At 50.2% G+C, this 18,933-nt stretch carries 27 protein-coding genes; 21 read left to right on the top strand and 6 right to left on the bottom strand.

Annotation, left to right across the window (positions count from 1 at the left end):
• Positions 1–72: 72 nt before the first annotated feature.
• Positions 73–1,704 (bottom strand): isopeptide-forming domain-containing fimbrial protein, encoded by a 1,632-nt coding sequence (locus tag BQ5456_RS04295; protein WP_143037019.1) that lies wholly within the window; start codon positions 1,702–1,704, stop codon positions 73–75.
• Between the two features lie 422 nt (positions 1,705–2,126).
• Between BQ5456_RS04295 and lepB the strand changes: the two genes are divergently transcribed.
• From lepB to BQ5456_RS04310, 3 genes are all read left to right on the top strand, one after another.
• On the top strand, positions 2,127–3,044 hold the full coding sequence (gene lepB / locus BQ5456_RS10095) for a signal peptidase I (protein WP_083378352.1): 918 nt from the start codon (positions 2,127–2,129) through the stop codon (positions 3,042–3,044).
• Between the two features lie 131 nt (positions 3,045–3,175).
• A complete protein-coding gene (locus tag BQ5456_RS04305; RefSeq protein WP_071128913.1) occupies positions 3,176–3,364 on the top strand; it encodes an antitoxin VbhA family protein in 189 nt (62 codons plus the stop codon).
• 50 nt (positions 3,365–3,414) lie between these two features.
• Entirely contained in the window at positions 3,415–3,669 is a 255-nt protein-coding gene (locus tag BQ5456_RS04310; RefSeq protein ID WP_071128914.1) for a hypothetical protein, read from the top strand.
• 18 nt (positions 3,670–3,687) lie between these two features.
• Here the strand turns inward: BQ5456_RS04310 and BQ5456_RS04315 are convergent, their stop codons facing one another.
• Both BQ5456_RS04315 and BQ5456_RS04320 read right to left on the bottom strand, forming a co-directional pair.
• Positions 3,688–3,969 (bottom strand): hypothetical protein, encoded by a 282-nt coding sequence (locus tag BQ5456_RS04315; protein ID WP_071128915.1) that lies wholly within the window; start codon positions 3,967–3,969, stop codon positions 3,688–3,690.
• A gap of 9 nt (positions 3,970–3,978) precedes the next feature.
• Complete coding sequence (locus BQ5456_RS04320) at positions 3,979–4,233, bottom strand: hypothetical protein (RefSeq protein ID WP_071128916.1); 255 nt, start codon at positions 4,231–4,233, stop codon at positions 3,979–3,981.
• Positions 4,234–4,477: 244 nt separating this feature from the next.
• Between BQ5456_RS04320 and BQ5456_RS04325 the strand changes: the two genes are divergently transcribed.
• The 3 genes from BQ5456_RS04325 to BQ5456_RS04335 all read left to right on the top strand — a co-directional run bounded on the left by BQ5456_RS04325 (position 4,478) and on the right by BQ5456_RS04335 (position 8,531).
• Complete coding sequence (locus BQ5456_RS04325; RefSeq protein ID WP_071128917.1) at positions 4,478–4,696, top strand: hypothetical protein; 219 nt, start codon at positions 4,478–4,480, stop codon at positions 4,694–4,696.
• A gap of 267 nt (positions 4,697–4,963) precedes the next feature.
• Positions 4,964–5,464, top strand: coding sequence for a hypothetical protein (locus tag BQ5456_RS04330; protein WP_071128918.1), 501 nt, complete (start codon positions 4,964–4,966; stop codon positions 5,462–5,464).
• A 232-nt stretch (positions 5,465–5,696) separates the two neighbouring features.
• On the top strand, positions 5,697–8,531 hold the full coding sequence (locus BQ5456_RS04335) for a VaFE repeat-containing surface-anchored protein (RefSeq protein ID WP_071128919.1): 2,835 nt from the start codon (positions 5,697–5,699) through the stop codon (positions 8,529–8,531).
• 90 nt (positions 8,532–8,621) lie between these two features.
• Here BQ5456_RS04335 and BQ5456_RS10645 read toward each other — a convergent pair whose 3' ends face one another.
• Positions 8,622–8,756, bottom strand: coding sequence for a hypothetical protein (locus BQ5456_RS10645; RefSeq protein WP_268872097.1), 135 nt, complete (start codon positions 8,754–8,756; stop codon positions 8,622–8,624).
• Here BQ5456_RS10645 and BQ5456_RS04340 point away from each other — a divergent pair.
• From BQ5456_RS04340 to BQ5456_RS04395, 14 genes are all read left to right on the top strand, one after another.
• Positions 8,738–9,475 (top strand): class E sortase, encoded by a 738-nt coding sequence (locus BQ5456_RS04340; protein ID WP_071128920.1) that lies wholly within the window; start codon positions 8,738–8,740, stop codon positions 9,473–9,475. The two genes, BQ5456_RS10645 and BQ5456_RS04340, sit on opposite strands and share 19 nt — an antisense overlap.
• 135 nt (positions 9,476–9,610) lie before the next feature.
• Positions 9,611–9,790, top strand: a complete 180-nt coding sequence (locus BQ5456_RS04345; protein ID WP_143037020.1) for a hypothetical protein — start codon at positions 9,611–9,613, stop codon at positions 9,788–9,790.
• Positions 9,787–11,451, top strand: a complete 1,665-nt coding sequence (locus tag BQ5456_RS04350) for a VldE C-terminal domain-containing protein (protein ID WP_071128922.1) — start codon at positions 9,787–9,789, stop codon at positions 11,449–11,451. The genes BQ5456_RS04345 and BQ5456_RS04350 overlap by 4 nt, the downstream gene beginning before the upstream one ends.
• A gap of 11 nt (positions 11,452–11,462) precedes the next feature.
• Positions 11,463–12,386 (top strand): RCC1 domain-containing protein, encoded by a 924-nt coding sequence (locus BQ5456_RS04355; protein WP_071128923.1) that lies wholly within the window; start codon positions 11,463–11,465, stop codon positions 12,384–12,386.
• A gap of 3 nt (positions 12,387–12,389) precedes the next feature.
• On the top strand, positions 12,390–12,668 hold the full coding sequence (locus BQ5456_RS04360) for a hypothetical protein (protein ID WP_071128924.1): 279 nt from the start codon (positions 12,390–12,392) through the stop codon (positions 12,666–12,668).
• A 103-nt stretch (positions 12,669–12,771) separates the two neighbouring features.
• The gene (locus BQ5456_RS04365) at positions 12,772–13,320 is read left to right on the top strand and encodes a hypothetical protein (protein ID WP_071128925.1); all 549 of its coding nucleotides are present in this window, start codon (positions 12,772–12,774) and stop codon (positions 13,318–13,320) included.
• A gap of 8 nt (positions 13,321–13,328) precedes the next feature.
• Positions 13,329–13,670: a helix-turn-helix domain-containing protein gene (locus BQ5456_RS04370; protein ID WP_071128926.1), complete on the top strand. Its 342-nt coding sequence runs from the start codon at positions 13,329–13,331 to the stop codon at positions 13,668–13,670.
• A gap of 98 nt (positions 13,671–13,768) precedes the next feature.
• A complete protein-coding gene (locus BQ5456_RS10375) occupies positions 13,769–13,945 on the top strand; it encodes an antitoxin VbhA family protein (protein WP_159428753.1) in 177 nt (58 codons plus the stop codon).
• 4 nt (positions 13,946–13,949) lie between these two features.
• Positions 13,950–14,621 carry a Fic/DOC family protein gene (locus BQ5456_RS04375; protein ID WP_071128927.1) on the top strand — a complete coding sequence of 224 codons (672 nt, stop codon included), beginning with the start codon at positions 13,950–13,952 and terminating at the stop codon, positions 14,619–14,621.
• Between the two features lie 10 nt (positions 14,622–14,631).
• Complete coding sequence (locus BQ5456_RS04380) at positions 14,632–14,880, top strand: hypothetical protein (RefSeq protein WP_071128928.1); 249 nt, start codon at positions 14,632–14,634, stop codon at positions 14,878–14,880.
• Positions 14,881–15,698: 818 nt separating this feature from the next.
• Complete coding sequence (locus BQ5456_RS10380) at positions 15,699–15,857, top strand: hypothetical protein (protein ID WP_159428754.1); 159 nt, start codon at positions 15,699–15,701, stop codon at positions 15,855–15,857.
• Between the two features lie 50 nt (positions 15,858–15,907).
• The gene (locus tag BQ5456_RS04385; RefSeq protein WP_071128929.1) at positions 15,908–16,288 is read left to right on the top strand and encodes a hypothetical protein; all 381 of its coding nucleotides are present in this window, start codon (positions 15,908–15,910) and stop codon (positions 16,286–16,288) included.
• A 27-nt stretch (positions 16,289–16,315) separates the two neighbouring features.
• Positions 16,316–16,912, top strand: coding sequence for a hypothetical protein (locus tag BQ5456_RS04390; RefSeq protein ID WP_143037021.1), 597 nt, complete (start codon positions 16,316–16,318; stop codon positions 16,910–16,912).
• Between the two features lie 125 nt (positions 16,913–17,037).
• On the top strand, positions 17,038–17,421 hold the full coding sequence (locus tag BQ5456_RS04395) for a single-stranded DNA-binding protein (protein ID WP_071128931.1): 384 nt from the start codon (positions 17,038–17,040) through the stop codon (positions 17,419–17,421).
• Between the two features lie 238 nt (positions 17,422–17,659).
• On the opposite strand, the gene BQ5456_RS10385 is transcribed toward BQ5456_RS04395, so the two are convergent.
• Positions 17,660–18,229: a hypothetical protein gene (locus BQ5456_RS10385; RefSeq protein ID WP_159428755.1), complete on the bottom strand. Its 570-nt coding sequence runs from the start codon at positions 18,227–18,229 to the stop codon at positions 17,660–17,662.
• Between the two features lie 13 nt (positions 18,230–18,242).
• Positions 18,243–18,497, bottom strand: a complete 255-nt coding sequence (locus tag BQ5456_RS10390) for a hypothetical protein (RefSeq protein WP_071128933.1) — start codon at positions 18,495–18,497, stop codon at positions 18,243–18,245.
• A 28-nt stretch (positions 18,498–18,525) separates the two neighbouring features.
• Between BQ5456_RS10390 and BQ5456_RS10480 the strand changes: the two genes are divergently transcribed.
• Positions 18,526–18,669, top strand: a complete 144-nt coding sequence (locus BQ5456_RS10480; RefSeq protein WP_205407852.1) for a hypothetical protein — start codon at positions 18,526–18,528, stop codon at positions 18,667–18,669.
• Positions 18,670–18,933: the final 264 nt, after the last annotated feature.

Consider the following 18,933-nt stretch of genomic DNA (forward strand, 5'->3'; position numbering starts at 1 on the left):
GGTCGTGTGACCAGAGAAAGGTTCTCTGGCCACACGACCATGCTTTCCTTCATGATCGGATGGTTATGCTATTTAGCTGTTTTGCTTGCGCCGCCAGATGAATCCGCCAGCAGCACCGGCCATAACTAGCAAACCAACTACCGTAAAGATGACCGTACCGATGCCACCAGTTCCGGGCAGAGTGGAACCGGAGGTGTTGGTAATAGTCATCGCCACTGAACCCTTGGTGGTATTGCCATCGGTAGCAGGGTTAGTTCCTGCGGTGATTTTCAAGGTGTCAATCTTACCTTTACTGGTACCTTGATCCACGCTCACAGTGGAGGTGATAACGAACTTGAAGAAGGCTGCATCCCCTTCGGGCAGGTTATAGCCAGAGGGAGCCACGGTCTCTTTCAGGTAGTAGGTGTCGGTATCCAGACCGGTGATATTGAAAACGCCCTCGGCAGAGGTTTCAATTTCGGTACCGCCATCGCCGTCAACCCACTTAACGACCTTGCCATTCGAAATCTCGGCGCTCTTGCTCTTGTCCGAGTTATACAGACGGAACTTCGCGCCTTCTAGTTTCTTGTCCGCATCGCCGGAGTCAACCTTGGTGGTATCTAGTTTATAGGTGAACGCCCAAACCTCTTGCGGCGGGGTTTTTCCAGGTACTCCACCATTTACATTCTTTTCATAGACGACGAAAGACTTGTTGGGGTTACCGATTCCACCAACTACGGCATTTTCATTCACAGTCGCGGAGTATTCCACAGTCACTACCGAGTCTGCGGTTAAAGTAACACCCGCATCTTTAGCTTTGGCTTTCAGATCGTTGAACATGATTTCGATCTTTTGACCACCGTTATATTCGGCGCCCTCATCATCGTTAGTAATCGGAGTGGCAGTTACCGAATCCGGAGTTAGTGCTGTTCCTCCGACAGTTACTTTGACATCTTTAGCGGCAAAGCCGGCGGGCAGAGTGAAACCCTTAGAGATAAAGTCCGTAAAACCGTATTTATAGGTAGTGAAGTCCCCAAGGTTGCTGGGCATCGTACCGGTCAGTTTGAAGGGTGCCTCTTCACCAATCTCAAAGTCGGCAGTCTTGCCCCATGCTTTGGTGGAGTCTTCTTTGATTTCCTTGGTGGAGCTAGGCGCCGAGCCCTTGGCCGCCACAGATACATTACAGCCCAAAACCTGTACTATCGGTGCAGTAAGAGCCGCAGGTGTGTTAGTGGTATCTTTCACCAGGTAGTAGCCGTGGTCATCAGCTCCCAAGGTGGCGGTGTACTCGAATCCACTTGCTTCGTCACCGTCTTTCTCAAAGGTTTCGGGAGTACCCTTAACGTGCTTCACTGCCACTTTGGCAAATTCCATTTTTTCGGAATCTGTTGTCAAGGTTTCCAGCAGTTTTGCCAGCTCCGAGGCTGTCGTACTGGTGGTAACTGTCTTAAGCTTTGTGATATTACTGTTTGAAAGGTCTGTTAGTAGAGCAGCAGATTCAATCCCGCTACCCCATTTGATGTTCGTTAGTTTGCCGCCAGATAGATCGCCGTCAAAGAGCTGATAAGCGCCGTATGTATGGTTACCTTCGGGAGCGGTAATAGTAATCTGCGGCTTACAAGCAGCAAGGTCACTATTAGCGGGATGATCCTTGTTCGAGCCGGCGGGCTGCAAGGGGGATGCCGATGCCAGTTGGGCAAAGGACAGCGACAGTGCTGCGACCAATCCCAACGCTAGAAAGAGGCCAGCGAAAAGTCTACTGACCCCCCCCCCGTGAATAATTTTTAATAGGAGTGCCCATTATTCCTCACTTCCTGTGCTATCTGCACTTTCATACATAAAAAAGGGACACAGCTGCATTTAACCCTCTTAATTAAAGCAACGTAAACATTTTATCATGTCTAATGTTTTTCACCTTAGCCCCGAAGTCCCATTTCTCTATCTTCTAAAAGGTTGAGGGTAGCTGCCGAAGAAAAATTAACTCTTACAAGCCACTGGCGAGTTGTAAACTAAAGAAACTCCTGCTCCGGCAGGGTCAGAACCTGGGAGCTTAGGAAATACGCAACAGGGAGCAGCAAAACCCGCTGCCAAACTGCGGGAATCAGTTACAGTACACTATGAGTCAGCAAGGTGAGTGGAGGTAGCACATGGGGGATTTTCAACCCGCTTCCGGGCTGCCGAAACGGTCTGCGCGCCGCAAACGCATTGAAAATAGCAACGCGGTTTCCTCCTACCTAAAAATTCCGACCGAGATTCAAAGAGAGACGCTGGCAGATACTGAGCGCCCGGTTAACCCCCGGTATTTCGAGCCGCGTCGCCCCCGGAAGAAAAATAACCACGAGACCTCAGATACTGCCAACCCTGATGTTAAGCAAAGCAGGGACAACCAGGAAGATACTGGGGAAAAGGAGATAGTCCCCGCCACTCGCCCTCCCCAGGAAGAAAAAGCTTCTTCGCAGCCAAACGCTAGGTCGACTGCTGACCGCCCGGATCAGAGGGAAAAAATAGCCAACGCCGCCGCTACCGTCAAAACCCAGTGGGAAAAGATTCGCGCCCGCCCCGCCTTCGGGCTGCTGGCGCGGATAGCGGAAGTGGTTATCGTAGTGAGCGCTATCGGGATCCTGGTTGCCACTTTCTTTATGTCGGTACTGCAAATCCGGGGCGAATCCATGACCCCCACCTTGCACGATGGGGACCTGGTGGTCGCCAGCCGCCACTCCAGCTTCCAAAGCGGAGACATTATTGCTTTTTACTACAACAATAAAGTGCTGTTGAAACGGGTAATCGGGCAGCCAGGTGACTGGATTGATATGCGCGAAGACGGCACTATCGTAGTCAATAAGAAGCCCTTACGTGAAAACTACGTCAAAGGCAGCAAAATCGGGAAAACCGATATCAAATTCCCCTACCAAGTGCCCGAACATCGCTACTTTGTGCTGGGCGATCACCGCTCCATTTCGGTTGATTCGCGCACTAAAGCTATCGGCACCGTGTCCGAAGATCAGGTTGTTGGTAAAGCCATGCTAATTGTCTGGCCCCTAACCAACTTCGGCGGAGTCCATTAGGGCTACTGTTTCGGGGAGAGAGTAACCTTTTCTGCCCTCACAGCAAACGAAAGATAGGTTAAAAATGACAGTAACCCCTGGTAGATGATATAATTTGTTCGGCAGCATCCATCTGGGAATGGAGATAAATCATGCAGCTAACCAGACGCGGAAATGTTACCAGAGCCATCCATTCTGCCGAGCTCGAAGGTCAGGCAGTATCTTCTGTTTTCATTGATGATGCCAACGAATATATTAAGGGAACTATAAACGCTAACGAATTGGTCGAACGTACTAAGACTCGAATCATGAAAAGAGATTCGGAGAGCGCTGCCAAGTAACCAATGTAGACCGTTAGCGTCCTCGCTAAAGATGTAGGTATCAGAAAAATATGCATCCACAAGACAGAGAACCCCAGCCGGAACGCGGTCAGGAAGATCAGCTAACACCATATGTCGAGGTGGCCAACTCCCCGACCCCAGCAGAAGCGGCGATAGCATTTGCTGACGTTGCTATGAATCTTGCTGATATGCCGGTAACTGATCCTAGAACCCGCGACATCGTGCGCCAGGTAGCGGAACAATCCCTCAGCGCCGATGAAGCCGTAAAAATTCGTTTATCCGAGATTCTGGACAAGCAACGTTAGTCGCGACAGGGATGAGCATTATGCTTGGGCAAGTGATTTGGCTAGCGTGATACGCACCAGTTCACTGGTAGTGAGCTGCTGTTTTTTTGCTGTCGCAATCAGCGCTCTTTTCATGGCTACCGGTATTTTTACCGATAGGGTTTCACTTCCCTCGCCGCTTAAAGAGCGCGGAGAGCCGTGGATGACCTGGCTCAGATTTCTTTCGCCTTCCGGAAAAGTTCCTTGTGCGTAATCCCGCTCCCAGGCAGCTAGCTTCTCATCGGTTATTTTTTGTCCGTCTATGGCAGCAAAAGTGCTCATCATTGTTCCTTATATCCCTAGTTCTTTAAGAAAGGCTTTGGTAGGCGGGGTCATAGCATGAAATATTCGCCACCTACCTTGGTCGTCCTCAACTGCAACCATTTGCGCGAGCCTGCCATCTGGCAGCCATCCTAGAGCTATCCACCGGGGCGGATCGGAATCATCACCCCGTAATCTCGAAGCCATGATTGCCTCCCAAGCGTATTTGATTTCAGACTCACTCAACCCATGCTTTAATGCATGATGCTCTACTAAAGCAGTCACCCCAGTCCACCTGTCACACGACTCGTCATACTAAGAGTATACCTTAAATACTGCTACTAGAGCCCTTTAACCCTGCGTTCCTAAGTCGGGAAATGAGAAAACCCCGTCACCGCTGGATCGCGACCAGACAAGGGAGATTACGAGGTCTGGACGAAAGGTCAGATAAAATCGGTAATCCTCAGAACCAAACTACTATCGCCGGGAGTGACAAGGAGCGCTCTTAAAGCAATAGAAAGGAGTAAAAATGAAAATCTCCGTTAAGGCAACTCCATGGGAGAACGGCTGGGAATTAGAAATAGCACCTGGCCAATACACTCAGGTTGAAAAACTAGCTGACGCGAAAAAGCAAGTTATTGACTACCTGGACACCGTAGACCCCACCCAAAACCACTCAAACTGCGATATTCAAATTTTTTCCAAAGGAAATATACCCAGCAAGCCCTCTGTTAAAGTTCCTGCTTAACAAGGCAGTTACTAGACATATTCCCCCAACCCGAAACTGAAAAACAGATAGTCCATTCAAATAAACTTTTCGCGCTCAAACTAAATGAGGCACCGAAAAACTTTCGCGCTCAAAATACATAAGGTACGCCGACACTATTAAAACTCAAACAAAACAAGTAGAATTAGAACATAACAATGGAAGGGTTTATGAGCAGCTACCGCCCGGTAGTATTCCTCCCGGCCCCATAAACTCTGACCCGACCAAGTAGATAAAGGAAAAATAACCATGAAAACCAAGACCACTAAGCGCATCCTGGCCGCGCTAATCACTATCCCGATTGCTATTAGCCTTACCGGCTGCGGCGGGCAAGACACTAAGAAGTCTGAACCGAAAAAACCTGCCGTAACCAGCAGTCAAAGCGTGAAAGCTAAGAAAACCGCCAAAGAAAAAGCACAGGCTGAGGCAAAAGCCAAGCAAGAAGCTGAGGCCGCCGCTAAAGCACAAGCACCGGCAGCGCAACAACCCGCCACCAATAGCGGGAATAAACCAGCAGTGCAGCAGCCCCAAAAACCTGCCGCACCAGCACCCGCACGGCGAGCGCCACAGCAGCCCGCCCGCCAGTACCAGGCACCCGCCAAGCCGGCATACCAAAAACCCGCCACCAATAGCGGGAACACCGGAGGCGGATACCAACCCAAACCCTATGAAACCTACTTTGATAAAAACGATTTAGATAACGATGGGAATATAACCGGAGGGGGTGACGAATTCGGTAATACCTGGTAATTCCATTTAGTTAATAGTTTCTATCAGGGAGCCAGGGCGCATTACTTGCGCCCTGGCTCCCTTTTGTTTGCCGGGGCTTCTTTATAGATACGGGAACGTGCTGGGTTTCCACTAACTCCTTATTGATACAAAAACCTGTGCCCCCCGACCAATGGCCGGGGGGCACAAAGCCAGTAAGGAACAGTGCCTTGCCACGATCCCTGGAATCTATAAGTAGATAGAAGGAGTAACAGTGAACACTGGTACTAAGAAACGAAGCGCGATAATCGCGCTACTAGCTCTAATAGTAGGGCTAGTTATCCCACTAACCAGCCCCACACCCGCGCACGCCAAAACGACCGGGCAGGGCTACATGATTACGGACGCATCCGGCACACATTGGCTGGGCGCACACCAATCACCAACCGGGGATGGCAAACTCGTCTGGTGTATCGAACTGGGGCCAAATGCAATCAGCCCTGGCGCGACGGTAACCAAAGAAACTCTAACCGAAAGCAACGGGTTAACTAACTACGGTGGCGATGACATCACCCTAATGAATATTGCCCAGGTCGCGTGGGTTCTCGATAAATACGAAAACGTAAATACTGCCGACTCACGTGCAGCGATCTCCATGCTCATGCACTTCAATCTAGAAGTAAACAAAGTGAAGTCTAAAAACAATATTTACGGTCTATGGAACTTGGTAAAAGCCAAGTATCCAAGCGTTGTAAGTCTAATGGTCAAATACGTGAAAGAGGCTAAAGCCTCCGGTGTACACTCTTACACTTCCACTTCCCACACCGGTGAGGGAAAACGCGAGGGCACCATTAACAACATCGGAATTAAGAACGTTGACGGACAGAATATTGCTGGTATTCCTTACACGCTAACGCTTAAGGGGCCTGCCGTTTTCGCCGCCAACGGCAAAAATACTTTGTCCGGCACTACCACCGGCAGCCCGATTACGGTTAATTGGCGATCCACCGGAAACGGAATGGTATCCTTCTCATACACCTACAAGGTGAAAGACGCGCTCACCAAATTAACCGGGCCAGCAGGAACCCAGCGAATGATTAAGGGCTCACCTGATCCACGTAATGTGACGCTACCTGGTGGGGAGTGGAAAGTTATTTATGATTTTCAGCCGATTGCTACCTCTAAGGTAACTGAGCCTTCGGTTGCCGCTACTAAGGGTGAGATCACTGATACTCTTAAGGCTTTTGCTGACCCGAAGTACGCTAACCCCGAATGGGTTAAAGATACTGAGGTGACTTACAAGGGCGAGGTTTACTACATGGGCGAAACTCTGCCCACTAAAGCACAGGCCGTTCCTGCCGGGGCAAAGCCCGTAGCTACTACTAGCTTGAAGTTCACCGCGCCTGGTGAGCAGACCGCGACCGTTAAGGCCGATAAGCCCGGCTTTTACACTTGGGTATGGTCAGTAGACAAAGGCAGCCAGAAAACTCCCGACTTGATTCACGCTAACTGGACTGACGGCTACACCGTAGCCACCGAAACCCAAGTAAAACGGATCATCGGTAAAATTAGCTCTAAGAACAATGTTATTAAGGTACATTCCGGTTCGGATGCTAAGTTCTTCCTGAATGACTGGGTAAAGGTTGAAGGATTCCCGAAAAACCACACCACTTTTGCAGGTTACGGGGATATTAAGGCCGATCATAAGACTATTGACCAGTACCTGTACTGCGTACCTTCTAAGACCAAGCTCGCCGAAGGTATCACTAAGGGCATGACCCCGGTCAAGTCCTGGAATATCCCGGCCGAAAACGGTAACTACCGGATCGCGGATTACTTCCCCGAAGCACCAGGCGAGCATATCCAAGATATTGACTGCCGGGGCACCCTCGTGTTCGTGTCCGAGTTTGCAGGTGATGACCGGGTAGAACCGCTGCGCACCAGCGAGCTAGACCCGAAAGAGTCTTTCGTACCCGAGCAGCCGAGTATCCATACCACCGCGACCGATAAGGCCGATGGCGATAAATACCTGCCCTTGAAAGGCAACGTGACCATTAAAGATGTCGTTACCTATCGTGAGCTTGCCGCTGGCAAAGAATACACTTTGCAGGCAACCTTGATGGATAAGGCAACTGGTCAACCCTTCCAGGACTGCGGAAAGCCCGAGGTTAAGGATTATTCCAAGGCCATTGGTGCCCAGCTAGACGGGTTTAAGGATGCGCTCAAGAAAGACCCGAAGTTGAGCTTTGATCCTAAGACGGCGCTTACCGCTATTTTGGCCAAGGCTGATAAGGCTGAGGTAGAAAAAGCTATCGCCGCGTTAGATAAGGACAAGGTTGCAGCCCTAGTAAAGGACTCCAAGTTCGATTATGACGCTGCCGGAAAGATGCTTTCTAACCTGGTAGTAACTGTCGATAAAATTGAAACTGGCAAGAATTGCAAGCCGGTAACCGCTACCAAGAAGTTCACTCCTGCGCACCGTAACGGAACCGTAGAGATTGATATTCCGGTCAAGGCCGAGCTACTAGCCGGTAAAACCACTGTTGTTTTCGAGGATGTTTTGCGTGAAGGTAAAGAACCTATCGTGCATCATGACATCAACGATAAAGATCAAACGGTTTATTCCCCGAACGCTAAAACCACCGCGACCGATGGTGCCGATGGCGATAAGACCGTGACCAGTGGACGTATCACCATTAAGGACAAAGTCGAATACAAGTCTTTGATCCCCGGTGGCACCTACACGATCGAGGGCAAAATGATGGATAAAACCAGCAAGAAGCCTGTTGATTGCATGAGCGCCTCCCCTGTCACCTTCAAGGCTGACAAGTCCGGTAATGGAACTGTCGCTATGACCTTCACTGGTAACTGCCAGGTAAGTGAAAATACCGACTGGGTAGTGTTTGAAACCATTATTGAAGGCAAGACCACTACCGGAAAGCACGTTGTGGAACACCACGACATTGATGATGTTTCGCAAACCGTAACAGTAGTACCTGGTCTGCTCGCTAAAACTGGCTCTGCCGGAATTATTAGCCTGCTAGCTGCGCTACTACTAACCGGAGCGGGCGCAGCCGCGCTGTACGCCCGTAAACGCGCGATCCAATAAGAAAAATAGGCACACTGGCCGCGCCAAGAAAGCCCTCTCTCTTTCTTGGCGCGGCCACCCTTAAAGGGTCGAGAACTATGCATTACCCGCCTAGATCAACAAACCGTAAAGAACGGGCAGCCCGCGCACACGCGCGCAAATTTGCAAGCCGCGTGCCTGCACGTCCAGCACCACCACCCACACCAGCGAAACAGGCAATACTGGCAATGCCAGCACCGCCAGCATTGCCAGTAAATCGGGATAAGGACAAGCCCCGCTTTGACCCGGTAACCGCTATCGGGGAAGTAATCCTTTTAATCGGTATTTTCGTGGCCGCGTTCACGCTATGGAATCTTTTCGTCACCGATATGCAGGCCGAAAAGCAAACCGCCCAAGCGGTAAAAGCCTTCCATGCGCCCTGCCCGGATGTAACCTCCCATGATGAACGAACTACCCCGCCCCCCGAAAACGCGGCAGTAACTGGCGGGGAAGTATTTGCAACGATGCACGTACCGGCCTGGCGGTTTATGACCATTCCTATCAAAGAAGGAACCAGCCCGGCCGTGTTAAACACTGGCGCAGCCGGCCACTATCTTGATACCGCTATGCCAGGGCAGATCGGGAACTTTTCGGTAGCTGCTCATCGCCGTTCTTACGGCTCAAACTTTCGCCGCGTAGACACTCTAAAACCAGGTGATCCGATCATTATTGAAACCAAGGATGCTTGGCTTATCTACAAAGTGGAATCAACCCGAATTGTTACCCCACAAGACCTATCGGTTATTAAACCAAACCCGCTGATCCCCGAAGCGCCAGCGAAAGACCGCTACCTCACAATGACTACCTGCCACCCCGAATACGGAAACTCTGAGCGGTTTATAGTCCACAACATCTTCGATCACTGGGTACCCAAAGACTCAGGAATACCTAAAGAACTAGCGAAGGTAAACCCATGTTCAAACTAATCTGGTCACGGCTACCCGGTAACTGGGTATTAAAAATCATACAAACCCTAATCCTACTGGTCTTAATAGGCTTGGCCTGCCATCTATGGATATTTCCCGCCTTAGCTGCGTTAATCAATGACCGGGGTATCTAAAATGCTTACCCCAATCCAACAGATAACCCCGCTGATCCCCTCGCGTGACCCCGAACAAGCAGAACAAATCTGGACAGCCCTCACCCACTTCGGGTACACGCCCCAAGACCTTGTGACCGGGAAAATCCGTGTCGGCCTAATCCTGGACATCTGGCAATCTCTACGGAAGGAAAACAAATGAGCCTGCACAAAAACCCCACGATCCTGGCAATACTGTTTACCACGTTTCTAACCGTGGGCTGCGCCCTGCCTGCCAGCGCCGCCCAATACTGCACTACCCAAACCCAAGACGGTACGGCCACTGGCACTGCCAGTGGCGCAATCTCGGGTCAAACTCCAACTAAAGCAATCCCGTGGGTAAAAGCCGCTTATGACGGGGCAGGACACCGCCTACCCGCTAATTTCTTCGCGGGCATGATGTATTACGAATCCAACTTTACCCCGCAAATCCGCAACTCCCTCGGATACATGGGGCTATGCCAAATCGGAACAGAAGAATGGAAACACCTCACCGGAGGCACCCCATCATCACCCAATATCTATGATCCGCTTATTCACGCGAAATACTGCGGAAAACTCTCAGCAGAAAACCTCGACAAGGTACACAAAGCTAGATCCACTAACCTACCAGCAAACCTGAAATCCCTTCCAGACTGGCAACTGGTAATCCTGGCTCATAACGCGGGGCCTGCCTACCTCACCCCCCAAAAAAAGGGAAAAATGCCTGCTGAAACCCGCCGCTCAATCGAACGGATGATGCCCTATATGAAAGATGCTAACGCAACTAGCAGTAGCGTTAGCGTAGCTGGTGGAGGGGTAAAAGCGGGCGCAGCTACTAACCCGCGCGCGCTAAAGGCTGCTATTCAAAAAGCAATAAATCCTGCCGCCTGGGATGGCAAATTTGATGCGCCCGCACCCGGAGGCCTTCACGTCACCAGCCCCTACGGGCCGCGCCGCCACCCTGTCACCGGGCAGATGCAATCCCTCCACGCCGGAACAGATTATGCGCAAGCAGAAGGCAATCCCCAATACGCGACCGCACCCGGAACCGTTCTCTATACCAAATATGAGGGCACCGGAGGAAACACCGTGTGTATCGACCACGGCGAGTTCGCGGGGGCAACCTGGAAAACCTGCCACCGACACTTATCAAAATTTTTAGTCAAACCGGGGCAGCAAGTACAAAAAGGCACCCCCATAGGATTAACCGGATCTACTGGCCGCGTCACCGGGGCACACATCCATTATGAGATTCATCAAAACGGCAAACCCATAAATCCTGAACCCTTCATGAAAGGCGCAACCGCCAACCCCACCAGCGAACCTGGCACCAGTGGTGCCACAGACGGATTTTGTTCCATATTTTCTAACGGAATACCAGGCCTAGGAGGGGCAGGAGGTGTCCATGACGGAGGGCAAGACTCATCCAAGCCCGGCTCAGAACCGGCCACCATACCTGACCCCACCGGCACAGGAGGAAAAATCACGCCAAGAATGAAACGCTTCTATGATGAAGCTGCCAAAGCCGGCTACGGCAAACCCGGTAAAGGTATCGGATGCTGGCGGCCAGACTCGATGAAATGGCACCCATCAGGTACAGCCTGTGACTATATGTTTGATGCTGGAAAACCCGCCACTGGAGAACAACTACGCAGAGGCAACGAGTTCGCTAACTGGGCAATAGATAATTCCAAACGCCTTGAAGTCCATTACCTAATCTGGCAAGGAAAAATCTGGACACGATCAAGTGGCAAGTGGAAACAATACGGCGGATACGGTGGACCGACCAAGCAAAACGCCACTACCGGACACTATGACCACGTACACGTCAACGTCTACTGACGAGGAACCCCATGAAAGACTGCATAGAAATCTATGATGACGGCCACGCCGAAATACATACCAGCGATGACACCATCACTGTTACCAGCCCCAACCAGGCAGGACTACGCACAGCCGCGATCATAAAAGCCCGCGCACTAGGATACAAGCCCGCCCGGCAAAACCGGCTGAAAAACCTACCAATAAAGCGCATAGCGGCCACCGCCCTAGTCCTGGCCGCTACCTGCACATTAGGTGCTATCAGTGGCTGGGCACTACACGGTACAACCCCCACTAAACCGGCGGCCGCGGCACCTGCGCCAAAACCCAAAATAATAACCCGCACCGTTCATTCTTCACACCTGGCAGGAGCCAACCTATTTACCTGCCAGACCGGAACAGACGGTAAAGGCATCACTTGCAGCGGGTTAAACGATCAAGGACAACTCGGCACCACCACGCCTGAAACCACCAGCAACACGCTAAGCGAGCTGAAAGGTAAAACCATTACCCACCTGGCCGCCTCGCGCGCAACCACTTGCGCCGCTACCGGCACCAGCGTGTACTGCTGGGGTAAAAACGATACCGGGCAAGCAACTGGAACCCCTTCCGATACGCCAGCTACCCCAACAGCGGTACTCACCGGAAAAGGGGAAATCACGGCATTAACATTAGGTGCCGCCCACACCTGCGCCGCCACCGGAACCAGCCTCTACTGCTGGGGAGATACCACAAATGGCCAAATAAAAGATACTGGGCAAGCCCTCACCCCCACTAAAATGAGCCTTCCAAAAAATATCAAAGACCAGATCACCGGCCTGGAAAGCTCAGGTTACGTCACCTGGGCACAAACCAAAACCGGGCAGCTAGTAGCGTTCGGTAACAACCGGGCAGGAGAAATACCCGGAGCCGAAAAAAACGCTCATATTGAACCCACCGAGATAAAAGGAAACTAAGCCATGCGGAAAACACTAATCAAGATCGCGGTACTGATCCTGGCCGCAATGAGTCTATACACCATAGCGCGCCCCTACATCCCCACCATCGCACGCCACGAAACCTTGAAACAAGAAGTCTGCGCCCGGATGCAAGAACAAGACCCCACCTTCAACTGCGAGAACCTAACCGAAAAAAGCGCCCGCCAAATCAACAACCTACTAACCCAAGGGAAAACCCCTGCCCAAATAATCCAGGAAATCGCCAACCCCACACCACTAGACCTACCCGAAGGAAAATAACCTAAAAATAGCTACTAAATAATAGACAAAACCAGTTAATACCTGCTATAATAGTAGGGAAGGTCAGGGAAAAGTCCCGGCCACCTGGAGTAAGGAATTAAAAATGGCTGGATATTTTAATCATTCAATGAGTAACAATGCACTAGCTGCATATTCAGGCGGTTTACGCCCCATATCCAAATGGACGAAAAAAGACTTGATAAACCAAGTTCTAGGCTATGAAAATTGCGTATTCTCACGCGCCGATCTCGAAAGTTGCAGCCTTCAAGCGTTAAAACACTACCTATTGCAATGCGAGGAATGGCATCACACCTCTAAACACTTTAATCGCACCAGTTTCTACGGGATCAACCTGGAAAACGCCGCCGACCAAACCATTTTAGAAGCGATGAAAACTTTTAAGCCAAGCGCGGCCACCAACGCGGCTAGTTACAAAGGCAAAATAAAATTCGAGGAATGGATCGGAACCAGAAACAACGGGCGTTTCCACACCCGCACAGCCTTCGCGATAGTAAAAAATAACTGGGCATACACCCTTAAAGGGAAAAAACTGGTCACAGGTAATCACGTTCTAGGTATCGAACGCTTTAAGCGCGCCCCCAAGGGAACCAGCACAGAATTTGCCGCAATCGCCAAGAAATACGATTTATAGGAGTATCCATGTTAGCTGACTTTTCTTTACAATCTTCACTACTAGGACTTACCGCCGCTGATCTGGCGCGAAAGTTCGAAGTACAAGAACGCACCGCCCGGAGATGGCTAACAGGTAGAGCTATGCCACCAGCCCCGGTAATCGAACAGGTACAAGAATCTTTCGAGTCCTTCCTTGAATCACTTGGCAGCATGATCGAACTACTTGATGACAACGAGGAAATATATGCCCACATCCTTGATCCAGAACAAGCAGAATACAAACACATGAGGCCGCTTGTCCAAGCCATCTATCTACTTTGTAGCCTTTATCAAATCGAAACAGAAATAACCTTCAAGCAAGAAAAGTAGTCACGGCCGTGACTAATATAATTACCCGGAAACTAGCAGTAACCCCTGGTAAATACTATAATTAGTCATATATTGAACGCAGAAAATTAGGGAAAATTATGCAACTAACAAGACGAGAAAACATGGAACGAGTGATCCATTCTGCCAAACTTGAGGGTGGTACTTTCTCTGATAAGTTCATCAAGGACGCGAACGAATACATCACGGGAACACTCACCCTTGACCAAATGCTGCAACGCGCCCTAAAGCGCAATACAAAGAAACACCCTGCATAGTCGGATGAGTCTTACCGATCCATATATCGACCCGGAAACGGGGATATTAAAAAACCTTCGCGGCATTGACACCTGGCCGGAGCTAACCAAAGCTGAATCAGAATTATCTTCCATTAGAGCAGCACAGTTAGAAGAACGCGGCTGCCCGCCATTGCAGGGAACTCTCACTGATCTACAAAAAATCCATAACTTCCTGTTTCAAGACATCTACGAATGGGCAGGACAAATACGAACCGTTGAAATCTGGAAACAAGGCGCACACGGCCATATGTTCCTGCCCTGCGCCAGAATTTATGACGCTACCTCCTGGGCACACCAAGAGTTATGTAAGGATCAGCATTTTAACCACATGGAACCGCAAGACATCCCGAAGCGTCTTGCCTATCATTACGACAACTATAACTATATACACCCGTTTCGAGAAGGGAACGGACGTACCAGCCGGATCATGTGGACGAACATCCTACGGCAAGCAGGATATGAAATATCGTGGGAAAAAATAAGCAGTCAGGAAAACGATCACGCCTGCATGATTGCTAAAGAACAAAGCGATTTTAGCGAACTAGAAGCCATGTTCACCAAAACCCTAACCCCTATCAAAACCCGCACACCTGCACGACCATTAACACCGCCCGGTAGTCGGCTAAGAAGAAAACCGCCCTCACTAGAAATCTAGGCACTAAAATATGCGTCCACAAGACAGCGAAACCAAACCTGAATACCGCCCCGAAGATCAGCTCACACCATACGCCGAGGTGGCCAACGCCCCGACCCCAGCAGAAGCGGCGATAGCATTTGCTGACGTTGCTATGAATCTTGCCGATATGCCGGTAACTGATCCTAGAACCCGCGACATCGTGCGCCAGGTAGCGGAACAATCCCTCAGCGCCGATGAAGCCGTAAAAATTCGTTTATCTGAAATCCTGGGCAAGTGACCAAGTGACTGAAACCAGTCACCAAAGCTACTCTTTATAAAACATTTATCAAAGTACCTAAGCTGTTTCTAAAGTAAAATGTTACGGCCGTAAACCGTATTGCCAAGCATTAACCATGCTTAGGTAACTTTTTATCAATATACCTCCCGCCGCCGGCTAGCTGAAATAACGCTATCTTTTCGGCGCGGAAACCCACGCAGCACAATCGCCCACCTGCCTTCGAAAAAAGCTCACGGTTTCTCACGAAAAAAGCTCACGGTTTCTCACGAAAAAAGCTCACGGTTTCTCACGAAAAAAGCTCACGGTTTCTCACGAAAAAAGCTCACGGTTTCTCACGATGCTGACATTGACGAGCTGAGCTTACTAAATGAAGGGCAGCCCTTAGCGGTACGATCTGGCCTGCCACTTAAAACCCCAAAACATACCACCCCTAACGGGGCAGGAAAACCCGCTACGCGGGATGCTGCGAGGGGAACAGCCACGCAGCACAATGGCCGCCCTAAACGGGCGCTACTGGGCAGGATTCACGCCGCTGACGCGCCTTAGAACCCCACCTGACCCGATATTTTTTCCTCACCGGGAACCCAATTATAACGTTCGCTACGCCTAGTCAAGCCGCGCAAAGCGCGGCCACCGGTACGTAAATATGCGCAAGGTCACCGCGCTACGCGCCCTGACCTTCCCCACATTTCCTCCCCTAAGTCCTACGGATTGACAAGACTTCGCTCTCGTTCACTGCTACGCAGTGCCCGGTGAGGCAAAAACAAAGTCAAAGTCCTAGCTAAAGGAGTCCAAAATGCAAAAGTGCGACTGCGGATGTGGTGCAGATATTAGTGGTTGGTCAAGCGCGGCGAAAGCACGCGGGCTACGCAGGCGGATCACACGTATTTACCGCCCTAGCCACGGTACTTGTTACTACTGCGGATTACCTCTCGACCAGTACCAAGAGTGCCAAGAGTGCGGAGAACAACCCGTAATCAATCTTCCAAAAAACTAACCCACTAACCGAAAAGCTAAAGGAGTCATCATGGATAGGGATAGCGCGTTATTAAGACAGCGAGTAGACGAATTTATTAGCGAACTAGAACGCCTGGTAAAGCAGGATAGCCCGGAGGCATTATCAGAATATCTCAATGACTGCTGGGATATGGAGTTCACTTTCAACCAGCAAGGACAATTCAACGGTTTCAGCTTCGCGGTAGCTATCGGCGGGCCGAACATTTACATCACCTGCCACCGCTGCCAAGCCTTAGCAACTATTGCCGGATCATGGGGAGCAAGCAAATACCAAGACTTCCTCAACGCTGACATAAGCGATGCTATCTGGGATGAAGGAGAGCATCTAGCAGAACTAGCCACATACGCAATCGAACAGCGCAGCCACAACCCGTGGTCACACGCGGCATAAAAACACTAGAAAAAAAGGGGAAAGAAAATGACTATGACAATTGCTTCTGCAACTAATCGGATCAAGCTAGTAACCAAGATCAGCCGGGCAGACCGGGAAAAACTAACTGCCCTACCCGGCGGGGAATATCGAGGAAAATCCGCAGTTGGCTACATGGTCACTGGCGATGGAAAAATAATCACCACTGACAAGCCACAAATAGAGAAAAGTTTTTGGTTCGGAGAAAACGGATCCGACTTCCAAGAAAAAGTAGAGCTAGCAAGTAAAGCGAGCCGGGATCGCGAATACTTCAAACGCAAAAATTTAAAGCGTGCAGGCTACTATAAAGAACTTGCGAATATTGAGGCAGCGTTATCTGGCACCGCTTACTTCTTCTTATTCAACGCCTGGGGTACTGGTTCCCGTTTCTATGAGGTTCGCTGCTTCGCTAAAGATCAGTTATTGCACCCGCACACACAACTTGTTCTTAAAAGCGCTGATAGCGCGATGACACGCGAAGAACTAGAAACCTATAAACAACTAATCGAGGCCACCTTCAAAGCGTTTGACCGCCGGTTAAACACTTATCTAAAACGTTACGGCCTAAGCAAATGCAGCTATGACACCTACTGGGTAGACCGCTAAGAAATCTAGCAAGGCCGGGGCAGGCGCAACACTTCCTGCCCTGGCAACCACCCGGCAGCTAGTGTTGCCGGTAAATCTTAATAGAAGTGACCAAGAATAATTATGTACTCAAAGGAGAAAAGAAAATGAGTAAATATGGCCCGAAAATTCAATCGCTATCTTTCCTGGCTAAAGACCCGGAAGTGCGGTATAAGTCGGATGGAACAAAGATTATTAACCTGCTGGTAAACGATACCCCGATAAGGCCGGGAACCAAGATCGGGGATAAAAACCGTTACATTGGTGAGCAAATCTGGCTAGTTGCCGAGGCGTGGGCAGAAAAAGCTGAACAGATCGAAGCCTTGAACTTGAAAAAGGGCGATTATGTTTCCATTACCGGAAGGCTTTACATTACCCGTTCAGAATATCGGGATAAGGACGGGCAAAAGCGGGTACATTTTGAAAAACGGATCCGGTTTATTGAAGTCGAACTTAAAGACCCGGAAAACCCGCCGCACAAAGAAAGTTAGACCCGAAAAAACATATCTCATATAGGGAAGGCGGGCGCGATCACAGGACAAGATCGCGCCCGCTTATTGTATTCCCTCTATTCCATGAGTTTTACCGAACATAGTCGGTAAAACCTTATCGGTCTAGGTGCCGACCGATAAGCCTATATTTTCCCCTCCCCTGCCCGGTACAAGACCGGAACTTTAGGGGAGGGGATATAGCGTTAAATGCAGTAAGGGAGGAACTGTATTTAACGGTTTAGTTATCGCTGCCCACCCCAGGTGTTGAGGTTAATTTTTCCGGAGTGTTCCCGCGAAGTTTCCGCACTAAAATTGTGCCACCGCCACCGGCAACGAGTACCAGTGCGCAAAGCCCGCCAGTCATCGCAAGCGCACCAGTTTTAGCTAACTCGCCTTGACCAGAAACGCTTTGAGTTTGACTAAACCCGCCACTACCGCGCGGGGTTACATAGTTAGGATTGGTAACCGGATTTTTCGCGGGTGCCGGAGCGGTCTTAGTTCCACTATTGCCGGGAGCTGCCGGCGAAACATTGGGGGTAGTATCTGCCGGTTTAGGTTCTGGTTTTGGATCCGGTTTAGGTTCTGGTTTTGGATCCGGTTTCGGAGTAGGTTTTGGATCCGGTTTTGCAGGCACTACCGGATCGGGTGCCGGGGTAGGGTTTGGTTTAACTGTTGGTACCGGATCGGGTGCCGGGGTAGTATCTGCCGCGAAAGCAGGTAACGCCCCACCTACGCAGCATAGCGCCGCTGCAAATACTCCTGCGCATCCTTTACCTACTGCGCCGCTAATGCTCTTACGATTACTCATTGAAACTTCTCCCTTAATCATCGCTATTATTTTCCTGATTCGCCTGGCCATATTCAGTGGCCACAGTTACTGCAATTCCTGTCGGTTCAAGCTCGCGCGTATAGGGTGGCTTAATAAACCCCAGCGGGGTTAGTAGACGCACCGCACCTGGAAAAGATTTCCAGATTCGCAAGTACCGATTACTAGCCTCCACTAGCGCGACTTCTGCTTCTTTCAAAGCCCTGGTAGTTTGAGCTAACTCAGTTGCAGTAAAAGTTTTCCTTGCCATACCTCAACTCTCACCCAATATAAATAGCGTGGTCAATAAAAAAACGGCAGCCAGTCACAAAAAACTTTCCGGTAGCTGCACATCACCAGAACTGGTACATACCGGCGATAAAAAACACCTGCCAGAGTTAGATTCGAAGGTGCCACCGAGCGGGGAAAAAATAAATACCTGATCCCTTCCCCATTACTGCGGTAAAGATAGCCAGAAAACCGCGCGGCTTTACTACCGGGCACCACAAGCCGGGTAGTAAAGCCACCCACAACGCAGCGCAGGCGGTACCTGTAAAACTTTTAACCGCGCCGAGCCCGCGCCCCAACCCAAAAAGTACGGAATAAAATTCCGATACAACCTTCCGAGTAACCGAAAAGTTTTCCGAAAAAGTTTCAAAAAATTTCTGGTACACGTTCGCAAACTTTTACAGAAAAGTTTCAAAAAA

Source organism: Varibaculum massiliense (genome assembly GCF_900106855.1).
Taxonomy (GTDB): Bacteria; Actinomycetota; Actinomycetes; order Actinomycetales; family Actinomycetaceae; genus Varibaculum; species Varibaculum massiliense.

Excerpts from the sequence above, each read along its gene's own strand:
- lepB (WP_083378352.1), top strand. The coding sequence starts at position 2,127 with ATGGGGGATTTTCAACCCGCTTCCGGGCTGCCGAAACGGTCTGCGCGC.
- BQ5456_RS04305 (WP_071128913.1), top strand. The coding sequence starts at position 3,176 with ATGCAGCTAACCAGACGCGGAAATGTTACCAGAGCCATCCATTCTGCC.
- BQ5456_RS04310 (WP_071128914.1), top strand. The coding sequence starts at position 3,415 with ATGCATCCACAAGACAGAGAACCCCAGCCGGAACGCGGTCAGGAAGAT.
- BQ5456_RS04315 (WP_071128915.1), bottom strand. The coding sequence starts at position 3,969 with ATGAGCACTTTTGCTGCCATAGACGGACAAAAAATAACCGATGAGAAG.
- BQ5456_RS04325 (WP_071128917.1), top strand. The coding sequence starts at position 4,478 with ATGAAAATCTCCGTTAAGGCAACTCCATGGGAGAACGGCTGGGAATTA.
- BQ5456_RS04330 (WP_071128918.1), top strand. The coding sequence starts at position 4,964 with ATGAAAACCAAGACCACTAAGCGCATCCTGGCCGCGCTAATCACTATC.
- BQ5456_RS04340 (WP_071128920.1), top strand. The coding sequence starts at position 8,738 with ATGCCAGCACCGCCAGCATTGCCAGTAAATCGGGATAAGGACAAGCCC.
- BQ5456_RS10645 (WP_268872097.1), bottom strand. The coding sequence starts at position 8,756 with ATGCTGGCGGTGCTGGCATTGCCAGTATTGCCTGTTTCGCTGGTGTGG.
- BQ5456_RS04345 (WP_143037020.1), top strand. The coding sequence starts at position 9,611 with ATGCTTACCCCAATCCAACAGATAACCCCGCTGATCCCCTCGCGTGAC.
- BQ5456_RS04350 (WP_071128922.1), top strand. The coding sequence starts at position 9,787 with ATGAGCCTGCACAAAAACCCCACGATCCTGGCAATACTGTTTACCACG.
- BQ5456_RS04355 (WP_071128923.1), top strand. The coding sequence starts at position 11,463 with ATGAAAGACTGCATAGAAATCTATGATGACGGCCACGCCGAAATACAT.
- BQ5456_RS04360 (WP_071128924.1), top strand. The coding sequence starts at position 12,390 with ATGCGGAAAACACTAATCAAGATCGCGGTACTGATCCTGGCCGCAATG.
- BQ5456_RS04365 (WP_071128925.1), top strand. The coding sequence starts at position 12,772 with ATGGCTGGATATTTTAATCATTCAATGAGTAACAATGCACTAGCTGCA.
- BQ5456_RS04370 (WP_071128926.1), top strand. The coding sequence starts at position 13,329 with ATGTTAGCTGACTTTTCTTTACAATCTTCACTACTAGGACTTACCGCC.
- BQ5456_RS10375 (WP_159428753.1), top strand. The coding sequence starts at position 13,769 with ATGCAACTAACAAGACGAGAAAACATGGAACGAGTGATCCATTCTGCC.
- BQ5456_RS04375 (WP_071128927.1), top strand. The coding sequence starts at position 13,950 with ATGAGTCTTACCGATCCATATATCGACCCGGAAACGGGGATATTAAAA.
- BQ5456_RS04380 (WP_071128928.1), top strand. The coding sequence starts at position 14,632 with ATGCGTCCACAAGACAGCGAAACCAAACCTGAATACCGCCCCGAAGAT.
- BQ5456_RS04385 (WP_071128929.1), top strand. The coding sequence starts at position 15,908 with ATGGATAGGGATAGCGCGTTATTAAGACAGCGAGTAGACGAATTTATT.
- BQ5456_RS04390 (WP_143037021.1), top strand. The coding sequence starts at position 16,316 with ATGACTATGACAATTGCTTCTGCAACTAATCGGATCAAGCTAGTAACC.
- BQ5456_RS04395 (WP_071128931.1), top strand. The coding sequence starts at position 17,038 with ATGAGTAAATATGGCCCGAAAATTCAATCGCTATCTTTCCTGGCTAAA.
- BQ5456_RS10385 (WP_159428755.1), bottom strand. The coding sequence starts at position 18,229 with ATGAGTAATCGTAAGAGCATTAGCGGCGCAGTAGGTAAAGGATGCGCA.
- BQ5456_RS10390 (WP_071128933.1), bottom strand. The coding sequence starts at position 18,497 with ATGGCAAGGAAAACTTTTACTGCAACTGAGTTAGCTCAAACTACCAGG.